Source organism: uncultured Amaricoccus sp. (assembly GCF_937858865.1).
Taxonomy (GTDB): domain Bacteria; phylum Pseudomonadota; class Alphaproteobacteria; order Rhodobacterales; family Rhodobacteraceae; genus Amaricoccus.
This window is the reverse complement of the sequence record NZ_CALLYO010000186.1, coordinates 1-4,152: the sequence shown is the minus strand read 5'-3', so window position 1 is coordinate 4,152 and position 4,152 is coordinate 1. Positions and strand designations below refer to the sequence as shown.

Sequence of the window (4,152 nt, the reverse complement as noted above, 5' to 3'; positions counted from 1 at the left end):
GGCGCCGCCCAGTGCGGCATCTGCACCCCGGGCATGCTCGTCGCCGCCACCGCCCTCCTCGCCCGCACCGCGCGCCCCACCGAGGCCGAGGTCGAGACCGCCCTCGGCGGCGTCCTCTGCCGCTGCACCGGCTACCGCAAGATCGTCGCCGCCGTCATGGATGCCGGCCCCGCCGCGCCCGCCCCGCCGCCCGCCGCCGGCGCGGCGGTCGGCGCCCGCCTCCCCCGCCTCGACGGCCGCCCCAAGCTCGCCGGCACCGACCCCTTCGGCGCCGACCTCTGGCAGCCCGGCAGCCTCGTCCTCAAGGCCGTCCGCTCGCCGCACCCGCACGCCCGCTTCGCCTTCGGCGACCTCGCCGCCTGGGCCCGCGCCCGCGCCGCCCGCGTCTTCACCGCCGCCGACATCCCCGGCGAGAACCGCTTCGGCGTCATCGCCGCCTACGCCGACCAGCCCGCCCTCGCCGAAGGAACCGCCCGCTTCCGCGGCGAAGCCGTCGCCCTCGTCGCCTTCGAGGAGGCCGCCCCCCACGACCTCGACGGCTTCCCCGTCGCCTGGACCCCGCTCCCCGCCCTCGCCGACCCTGCCGCGGCCGAAAGCCCCGGCGCCCCCCTCCTCCACCCCGACCGCCCCGGCAACCGCCTGATCGAGGGCCTGGTCCACCGCGGCGACGCCGCCGCGGCGCTCGCCGCCTCCACCCACGCCGCGCAGGCCGCCTTCCGCACCGGCTTCGTCGAGCACGCCTACATCGAGCCCGAGGCCGGCGCCGCCTGGCTCGACGGCGACACCCTCGTCATCCGCGCCTGCACCCAGTCCCCCTTCCTCGACCGCGACGACACCGCCCGCATCCTCGCCCTCCCGCCCGAGCGCGTCCGCATCGTCCCCTCCGCCATCGGCGGCGGCTTCGGCGGCAAGCTCGACCTCTCGCTGCAGCCGCTGCTCGGCCTCGCCGCGCTCCTGACCGGCCGCCCGGTCCGCATGACCTGGACCCGCCGCGAATCGATGGCCGCCAGCACCAAGCGCCACCCCTCGCGCATCGCCGCCCGCCTCGGCTGCGACGCCACCGGCCGCTTCACCGCCCTCGACCTCGAGGCCGTCTTCGACACCGGCGCCTATGCCAGCTGGGGCCCGACCGTCGCCAACCGCGTGCCCGTCCACGCCACCGGCCCCTACCGCGTGCCGAACGTCACCGCCCGCGCCCGCGCCATCCACACCCACAATCCCGTCGCCGGCGCCTTCCGCGGCTTCGGCGTCCCGCAGGCCGCCATCGCCACCGAGCACCTGATCGACAGCCTCGCCGCGGCGACCGGCCTCGACCGCCTCGAGATCCGCGCCCTGAACGCCTTCCGCGACGGCGACCGCACCGCCACCGGCCAGCGCCTCCGCGCCGTCGGCCTCGCCGCCTGCCTCGACGCGCTGCGCCCCCACTGGCAGCGCGCCCTCGCCGAGGCGCGCGCCACCCCCCACCGCGGCGTCGGCATCGCCTGCTGCTGGTACGGCTGCGGCAACACCGCGCTGCCCAACCCCTCCACCATCCGCATCGGCCTCCGCCCCGACGGCACCCTCGTCCTGCACCAGGGCGCCACCGACATGGGCCAGGGCCCGAACACCGTCATCGCCCAGATCGCCGCCGACGCCCTCGGCCTGCCCGTCTCCGCCTTCACCCTCCTCGGCCCCGACACCGCGCTGACGCCCGACGCCGGCAAGTCCTCCGCCTCCCGCCAGACCTACATCACCGGCAACGCCGCCCTGCGCGCCGCCCGCGCGCTCCGAGCCGCCGTCCTCCGCCACGCCAACGCCGGCCCCGACGCCCGCCTCGCGCTCGCCGGCCCCCGCCTCGAGGTCTCCGGCGCCCGCACCCTCGACCTCGCCGCCCTGCCCGTGGACGCGCAGGGCTACGTCATCGCCGCGGAAGAACGCTACGACCCGCCCACGACGCCGCTCGACGCCGACGGCCAGGGCACGCCCTACGCCGTCTACGGCTACGGCGCCCAGATCGCCGAGCTCGCCGTCGACCCCGCCCTCGGCACCGTCAGGCTGCTGAAGATCACCGCCGCCCACGACCTCGGCCGCGCCATCAACCCGACGCTGGCCGAGGGCCAGATCGAGGGCGGCATCGCCCAGGGCATCGGCCTCGCGCTGATGGAGGAATACCTCCCCGGCCGCACCGACAATCTGCACGACTACCTGATCCCCACCATCGGCGACGTCCCCGAGATCCGGTCGATCCTGATCGAAACCCCCGACCCCGAAGGCCCGCTCGGCGCCAAGGGCCTCGGCGAGCACGTCCTCATCCCGACCGCCCCGGCCATCCTCTCCGCCATCCGCCACGCCACCGGCGCCGCCCTCACCCGCGTCCCCGCGCTCCCCCACCTCGTCCGCGCCGCCCTCCGCGCCGCCGGAGACCCGCGATGACCGCCCGCCGCGCAACCGCGTTAACCTTCATGCACAAACCGGTTAACGCCGGACGGAATATCCATATACGTCAACGATTTACCCAAGTGGGCACGCGTGCCCACCCCGTGCCCGGGCACGCCCGATGAACGCGCCGGAGAAGATCCGCTGCGACGCCTGCCCGGTGATGTGCTACATCGCCCCCGGCCAGACCGGCGCCTGCGACCGCTACGGCAACCTCGCCGGCCGCATCGTCCGCTGCGACCCCCTCACCATCCTCGACCGCGCCGCCGCCTCGGGCACCCCCCTCATCCCCTTCGCCGCCGGAGACTGGGACGGCGAGATCGCCCGCCCCGCCGAGGAGTTCGTCACCGGCATCGGCGCCGGCACCACCTACCCCGACTACAAGCCCGCCCCCTTCATCGTCTCCCGCGAGGTCGAGGGCGCCGACGTCGTCACCGTCGTCACCGAGGCCATCTTCAGCTACTGCGGCGCCAAGCTGAAGATCGACACCGACCGCCACCTCGGCCCCGAACGCGCCATCGTCCGCGCCGAAGGCGAACCCGTCGGCCACGTCACCACCGCCGAATACGGCAGCCAGATGCTCTCCCTCGGCGGCGTCGACCACCTCACCGGCGGCACGAAGACCGAGGGCAAGGCCACCTGCGCCACCCTCCTCGCCCTCTGCAACCGCGAGCCGGTCGAGCTCACCATCGACGACGGCGCCACCCTCACCGCCCAGGCCGGCCACCCCCCCATCGTCAACGGCACCCCCGAGCACCGCATGCGCGTCGGCTGCGGCTCCGCCACCATCGGCATGTTCGCCTCCCAGTGGCACGGCCTCGTCGACGAGGTCGTCGTGGTCGACGACCACATCACCGGCGTCGTCTCCGAGCACCAGGCCGGCAAGGTCCTCGCCTGGCCCCCCACCGGCATCCGCATCAGGGGCCACCGCTCCACCCCCGGCCGCTACTTCCGCGTCTCCGAGCCCGGCCAGGGCTGGGGAGGCACCCGCCTCGCCGATCCCACCGAAATCCTCGCCCCCTTCGAGGCCCGGAAGGGCGCCCACCCCGGCCTCACCCTGCTCATGGTCTCCACCACCGGCGAGGAACACGCCTACTACGTCCTCGACGACACCCTCACCCCCCGCCCCCACCCTCTTCCCGCCGTCCTCGCCCCCACCGTCGCCCTCATCGCCGAGAACTGCGAGCCCTCGCTCACCACCGTCCTCTTCATGGCCGGCGCCGGCGGCTCCCTCCGCGCCGGCGTGACGCAGAACCCCGTCCGCCTCACCCGCGCCGTCCAGTCCCAGCGCACCCGCCTCACCTGCGGCGGCGCGCCGGTCTACGTCTGGCCCGGCGGCGGCATCACCTTCATGGTCGACGTCACCCGCCTGCCCGAGAACGCCTTCGGCTACGTCCCCACCCCCGCGCTGGTCGCCCCCCTCGAATTCACCATGCCCCGCGCCGACTACCTGGCCCTCGGCGGCCATGCCCCCTCGATCCGCACCCTCGCCGACATCCGCGCCACCGGCGGCGAATACACCGCCGGCCCCGCCCGCCGCCTGCCGTGACCGGCCCCCAGGCCCACTGGCTCCCCGACCGCCGCCGCCTCCACCTCCACCACGGCCCGATCGACCTCATCCTCCAGGCCTGGGCCGACCCCCCGGCCCGCGCCGCCGCCTACGCCGCCGCCCACGCCCGCTTCCAGACCATCCTCACGGATCTCACCGCCGAGCTCCCCGCCCTCCGCTCCCCCGCC

2 protein-coding genes and 1 pseudogene are annotated in these 4,152 nt (G+C 75.6%); all 3 read left to right on the top strand.

Annotated features, from left to right (window positions below; genetic code table 11):
• Positions 1 to 2,412, top strand: a 2,412-nt coding sequence (locus Q0112_RS05150; protein WP_297972345.1) for a molybdopterin cofactor-binding domain-containing protein, incomplete at its 5' end; no start/stop codon positions are given.
• Positions 2,413 to 2,536: 124 nt separating this feature from the next.
• Positions 2,537 to 3,964, top strand: a complete 1,428-nt coding sequence (locus tag Q0112_RS05145) for a 6-hydroxynicotinate reductase (protein WP_297972342.1) — start codon at positions 2,537 to 2,539, stop codon at positions 3,962 to 3,964.
• Positions 3,961 to 4,152 (top strand): annotated as a pseudogene (locus Q0112_RS05140) (UPF0280 family protein); the annotation flags it as partial. The gene Q0112_RS05145 and the pseudogene Q0112_RS05140, both read left to right, overlap by 4 nt.

Coding starts and splice junctions, on each gene's coding strand:
- Q0112_RS05145 (WP_297972342.1), top strand. CDS start 2,537: ATGAACGCGCCGGAGAAGATCCGCTGCGACGCCTGCCCGGTGATGTGC.